At 49.3% G+C, this 6,487-nt stretch carries 5 protein-coding genes; all 5 read right to left on the reverse strand.

Translation table 11 applies throughout. The features are described from left to right. Positions 1-1,815: thiamine pyrophosphate-dependent enzyme (locus ACKPQ4_RS04200; protein WP_407679955.1), on the reverse strand; the 1,815-nt coding region annotated here is incomplete at its 3' end. A gap of 50 nt (positions 1,816-1,865) precedes the next feature. Continuing rightward, positions 1,866-3,209 (reverse strand): dihydrolipoyl dehydrogenase, encoded by a 1,344-nt coding sequence (lpdA, locus tag ACKPQ4_RS04205; protein WP_407679956.1) that lies wholly within the window; start codon positions 3,207-3,209, stop codon positions 1,866-1,868. Between the two features lie 49 nt (positions 3,210-3,258). Beyond that, positions 3,259-4,584 (reverse strand): dihydrolipoamide acetyltransferase family protein, encoded by a 1,326-nt coding sequence (locus ACKPQ4_RS04210; RefSeq protein ID WP_407679957.1) that lies wholly within the window; start codon positions 4,582-4,584, stop codon positions 3,259-3,261. 53 nt (positions 4,585-4,637) lie between these two features. Next, positions 4,638-5,417, reverse strand: a complete 780-nt coding sequence (locus ACKPQ4_RS04215; protein ID WP_407679958.1) for a DeoR/GlpR family DNA-binding transcription regulator — start codon at positions 5,415-5,417, stop codon at positions 4,638-4,640. Between the two features lie 116 nt (positions 5,418-5,533). Continuing rightward, on the reverse strand, positions 5,534-6,487 hold a 954-nt coding region (locus ACKPQ4_RS04220), incomplete at its 5' end, for a mannitol dehydrogenase family protein (RefSeq protein ID WP_407679959.1).

Consider the following 6,487-nt stretch of genomic DNA (forward strand, 5'->3'; position numbering starts at 1 on the left):
AATATGGTTACAAATCGCACACCAGTCCTGAGAATGTTGAGCACCGTATTTTGATCCCACAGACACCCGTAAAACTACTGGCATTTCCAGCACGCATGCGGACATACTCTGCCATTTGGCCAACTGGTTGAAAATCTCATCTCCTGCACGGCCCATGAAGTCACAATACATCAACTCAACCAAAGCACGTCCTCCCTGCAAGGCATACCCAACAGCCGATCCTACAATCGCAGCTTCAGATATAGGAGAATTGAATAAACGGTGATAAGGCAAAGATTCGGTTAATCCGCGGTAACATGCAAAAGCGCCTCCCCAGTCCCGATTTTCTTCCCCGTATGCAACCAAGGTTGAATCAGTTTGGAAACGATGAAAGGCGGCTTCAAAAATGGCGTCGCGATATTGATAAACTTTGTTTTTTGAAACTGGTTTACCATCGATGATTCCCGCTCTTGATTTCTTGGCCAATGCTTGCACACGTGGATTTTCTGCTGCCGGCAAGATAAGTTCAGGGGTACGGGAAGGATCGTAATTTTCGACCTTACGTTTGGAAAACATCAACCCGGCAATTTTTTCCGAAGGCAAACGGGGGGAAATCTCCAAGCTGGATGCAAGCCTGCATGCTTGAGTCATCGCCTTGGTGGTTTCTGTCTTACGTTCTTCAATTTGTTCAGCGGTGATTAGTCCGCCATCGATAATTTCCTTGGCATAAGCCTCGATTGGATCAATTGCCTGCCAGGCTTCGATCTCTTCCTTCAGACGATAAGAGGAAGCATCGGAGGGCGAGTGTCCGGAATATCGATAAGTAATCGTTTCCAAAAGCACGGGTCCGTCTCCCTGTTCGAGCAATGTCTTTTTACGACGGATGGCATCGGCCACGGCCAGTGGATTGTATCCGTCCACACGCTCGGCATGCATCGAATCAGGATTAACTCCCGCACCAACACGGGCAAGAAAGTCAAAGGCCATGGTTTCACCGGCTGTCTGTCCGCCCATGCCGTAGAAATTATTCATGAAATTAAAAATGATGGGCAATCCGCCCTTCATTGAATCTTCCCACAATTCATGGAATTGACGCATTGATGCAAAATTCATTGCTTCCCAGGTCGGCCCACATCCCATGGATGCATCCCCAACATTGGAAATCACGATTCCTGGTTTGCGGTTACACTTCTTAAAAAGAGAAGCACCCATGGCAATATCGGCAGATCCACCTACAATTGCATTATTGGGAAGAATGCCAAAGGGAGTAAAGAAGGCATGCATCGAACCACCCAGTCCACGGTTGAATCCATTAGCCCGCCCGAAGACCTCGGCCAATGCACCGTAGAGAAGGAAGTTGCGTGCGAGTGCCTTAACATTTTCAGCCCCCTCTTTTTCAACCACTCCAAAACAGTCTCCATCAAGAAAGCCTTTCATGATTTCCATCAAACGATCATCATCTAGCTTACGAATGGATGACATTCCTTTGGCGAGAATTTCACCGTGAGACCGGTGAGAACCAAGAATATGATCATCCACTCCCAAAAGAAAGGCTTGGCCAACCGCAGATGCTTCCTGCCCGATGGACAAGTGAGCGGGGCCCTTGTGATCGTATTCGATTCCTTCGTAGGATCCCTGGGTCTTAATACTTTGGAGCATGCTCTCGAATTCGCGAATGAGCAGCATATCCTCGTAGATTCCGATAAGGGCTTCGGCCCCGTGGGTCTCGACTTCCTTTTTTAAATCATCTTTGTATTGATTGAGGGGAATTTCCTTGAAGGGAATTGTTCCCGCTTTGCGTTCCTCTGCAGGTTCGACAATTTGTGACTTTGGCATGGAGAATGGGTGTTAGAGAGTTTTCTTGTTTAAGTGATCGACGAGGGTTTTTAGCGAACCGCCATAAATACGTCTTTGATGATTTCGGATGTGGTCGGATGAGGAAATACAATCTCTTCAATTTCCTCTTCGCGCAGTTCGGTTTCGAGCATGGCAGTTGCACCGAAGATCATTTCAGAGCAGGCACCACCAACCATATGTACTCCGAGCAATCGATTGGTATCTTTTTCCAAAACGACTTTGCACAGACCACTTTCATCTGGATTTTCCGCAATGTACCGAGCATTAATTGCCATAGGAATACGGCCAGAACGCGTCTTGATTCCTCGCTCCTCGGCTTCCTCCTTGGTCAACCCGACCACCGCGACCTCTGGACTGGTATAGACCACTGCGGGCATGGCATCGAAACGCATACGGTCGGTACGACCAGTAATATTGTTAACCACCACTTCACCCATCCGGCTGGCTGCATGAGCAAGCCAAGCCTGGCCAGTGACATCACCAGCAACCCACACGCCAGGAAGATTGGTCGCTCCACGATCGTCAGATTTGATACCACGGGGAGAAAATTCTAATCCGATTTCTTCAAAGCCAAGTCCGGAAACATTGGGCCGGCGACCAGTAGCCACCAAGACAAGATCGCCTTCAATTTCCTGGCTATTGGAGCCATCGTTATAAGTTACAGTGGATTTACCAATCTCTTCGACTTTGGATTCCAGTTTAAATTCCACGCCTTTCTTTTCGAGTTCCTTGCGCAAAGTGGCAGAAATTTCCGAGTCAAGATTAGGACAGATTTCCGGCATAGCCTCGAGCACGGTCACCGGTACATCAACGGATGCATACATGCAGGCAAACTCACAACCAATCACACCTCCACCAACCACGATTAATCGTTTGGGCAAGGATTCGCGGTTAAGAATACCCGTGGAGTCGACCACATGTTCCTGATCAATTCCAGGGATTGGGGGAACTGCCGGAGAAGAACCAGTACAGATTAAAATATTATCAGCTTCATGCTCCTCGCCATTAACCACAATTTTACGGTTGGGTTGAAGGACGGCCTCTCCCTCGACTACATCGACTTTGTACTTCTTCATCAACCCGGCAATACCGTCACGCATTTTGTCCATCACTCCATTCTTGTGGGAATGGGCCTTGGGGAAATCAAAGCTTAAACCTTCCACATTCACTCCAAAAACAGAACCATGCTTGGCATGATGATAAGTTTTGGCAGCTTGTAACAAAGTTTTTGAAGGAACACATCCTTCATTGAGGCATACACCTCCAAGCTTTTTCTTTTCCACAAGTAGGGTCTTGAGACCCGCACCGGCGGCTTTTTTGGCGGCTACGTACCCTGCAGGTCCGGCTCCAATTACAGCAAAATCGTATTTCATTTCTTCTTAAGGAATTTTTCTTATTTGGTTTGAGATAGAATGTATCAGTTTAAGCACCTGGGGTGTTTTCCAGGCGCTCAACTAAAGATTGAAGGAAACGGGCAGCTGGCGCACCGTCCACCGCCTGGTGGTCAATAGTAAGGCTCAAGGGTAAAGTATCGACATGTTCGACCTCTCCACTCTCGGTACGCTTGGGCTTAAGAACAATTCCGCCAACACCCAGGATGGCAACTTCAGGAGCATTAAGCACGGGAGTAAAGGTTTCCACACCGAGCATTCCCAAATTGGTCAGGGTAAAGGAACCCCCACTTAAATTATCCGGAGAAATCGTTCCTTCGCGGCAAGCTCCAGCCAATTTCTTAACCTCGGCAGAGACCTGTTCAATGGAAAGATCAGATGCGTTACTAATTACAGGCACAAGCAATCCGCGTGGTGTATCCACTGCCACGCCGAGGTGAACTTTTTCAAAGGTGGCAATCCGGTCACCGAGGAAGTGCGCATTCATTTCTGGATGTTCAGCCAAGGTCTTAATAATTCCGTGGGCGATAACATCGTTCAATGAAACCTTGGACTGTCCTGCATCCAAACGTTCCTTGCGGTACGCCTGTGCTTTGGTTAGTTCGAAGGATGCCTGTAAAGTCAGTTGGGCGGTGGTTTGCAAAGACTCAATCATCCGCTCGGCAATGACCTTACGTATACCCTTGACCGGTGAGATTTCTGCACCTTCCACCGAACCGGGAACCTTAAGATCCTGGGAGCGCACCATACCCGCAAGTCCAGTACCCCGCGCAGGACGCTCTAAGTCTTCAGCAAGGGAACGGGCACGAGCAGTGGCGGAAAGCCTCGGTCGTCCACTAATTACTGCCTCAATATCGCGTTCGATCACCCGTCCTTCGGGGCCGCTTCCCGGTAAAGACTCTGGATCGATCCCATGTTTGAGGGCCAGGCGTCGAGCCCGTGGGCTTACCCCGGAACTGGCAACAAGAGATCCTCCTGCAGGTGCAGCAGCAGGAACAGTAGTGGCAACGGGACTCGTGGATTGAGCTACGGAATCAGCCGCTGCAGGAGTGGGTGCCTCCGCAACAGGAGCCGAGGCTCCACCCTGTCCTTCCGGACGAAATTCTTCAACATCTTCTCCCTCATTTCCAATGGCAGCAACATTGGCAAGTACAGGGACATCGTCGTCAGCTTCCCAAAAGAGAGCGAGCACCGATCCAGAGGCAGTCGACTCGAGGTCAAAGCTTGCTTTGTCTGTCTCAATAACAGCGAGCACATCGCCTTCGGCGACTTGGTCTCCTACATTCACTTTCCATTCGGTCAGGATGCAACTCTCCACCGATTGTCCTTGGCGGGGCATAATAACGGGTGTGGCCATGTCTTGTTTTCTTCTTCTCCTTTTAGGGGTTGTTTTAAATAGTGGGGGTAAAATTATACAGTTCGTACCTTCACGCCGATCTTGGGTAAAGATTTGGTATACTCAACGGAAAGGTTCTTATCGGTGATCAAAAGATCGATCTTGTCGAAATCAGAAAAGCGGGCAAAACAAACTTTTTCTGCCTTGTTCGAATCGGCAAGCAGAATGACCTGTCCAGCTTGTTCTGCCACAATCTCGTTGGAATAAGCTTCGTTTGGATCGGTGGTGGTCAGTCCGTTCTTCAGGCAAAAACCCATGGTGCCCATAAAAGCCTTATCCACATGGACTTGAGCAAGAACAGCCGAAGTCAATGGACCTACCATGGTCTGACTGATTCTACGAAGTTCTCCTCCAATCAAAATAACTCTGGGCCCGGAATCCGCCAGTTCAATGGCTGCCTGCAGGGAATTGGTAACTACCGTCAAATCTGATCTTTCCCTGAGCAAACGGGCAAGAAACAAGGTGGTACTGCCCCCATTCAAATAGATTGCTTCGTCCGGTTCAATGAGAGAGTAAGCTTCCTCGGCAATGCGTTGTTTTTCCTTTGCTGCCAGATTCGTTTTGTTTTCAAAAACGGGTTCTTCCAAACGACTCTCCATTGATACGGCACCGCCGTGTACCCGACGGACTTTTCCATCCTCCTCAAGAATTTCCAAATCCCGACGAATGGTTGCTACCGATACATCTAATTTACGGCGCAAATCTTCCACCCGGGCAACTCCACCTTCCCGCAACATCTGTCGCAAATGTTCGCGACGCTGGGGGGCAAGGGCTGGAGAGTTTTCCTGTATCATCGGGCTGAATGATAGAATTTGATCGTTTTTGAACGAAAAGCAATCATTGAATGGCATAAATCATTCAATTTCGCTCAACCAATCGAACGACTGGCTAATTGAAGAAACAAGCCAACTCAAGAAAGGAGCAAAGAGAGAACCAGTTGGGTTTCTTCCTTGGAAGCCTCAGAAGACCAAATCTTAGCCAAAACTTTCTCGGGAGATGTATCGGTCTCCTGAGATGCCCGGCTTAAAGCAATCTTCGCCCCTTCGCTTAGGAGGAGTGGTTCAACACCGGCATCTATAGCCAATCGCATCGCACCGATCAACCGGTCTTCCCATCCTAATTTCCGTATGGGATCACGGGTTACTCGTTCGATCGGATCATTGAGGAAAGGATTTACCATCCTTTGCAATGCGTCCTTGGCATATTCCAAAATTCCTTGGGGACTAAAGAGCGGATCTCCGCCACGGGCATGAGCATGGATCAAACCGGGCCCGACTTCCCGTTGAAAAACCTCCAATGCCCGTCGCATTAGATCGTCCCGCTTGCCTACCTCGCTCATCAAGAACAAGCCTTCACTCTCAGCAAGGTAGCCCAACCAGGCATGTACCGCATTATGCCCGAGAAATTTAGTCTGAGCAAAAGCATCTAATTGGCGCTTGGTCACAAAATTGGAAAAACCGCGTTCAAACCCAGCCGGTGCATGATCCTCGATTAATATACGATCATAAGCTTCCACGAGCAAGGCACGGTTGGCACCCGGGAACATGGGGATCAGGCCTTCCGCCTCGATCCGAGCGGTATCTTGAACCACAGTGCACATTTTAGGAATGACCGTTTCGGAAAAGATTGTTTTATCCCCAAATCCAGCAGGTGCATGATCCCAGCAAAGAGCCTCCAATCGCGTGGCCGCACGGGAATCATTCTCTGCGGCATAAACCACAGCAGGGGGAAGTTCGGGCCGTTTACTCTTACGGGTCAAGCCTTCAGCCAGCAGTCGGGCAACCGAAGCGGGTGGAGAATCATAAAGATGAAAACTTGGCAGGGCTGTGCCCAACTCGCTCGCCCCGGCAATTGCCCCGACTAA

This window comes from Candidatus Chordibacter forsetii (assembly GCF_964187505.1).
In the GTDB taxonomy this organism is placed as follows: domain Bacteria; phylum Verrucomicrobiota; class Verrucomicrobiia; order Opitutales; family Seribacteraceae; genus Chordibacter; species Chordibacter forsetii.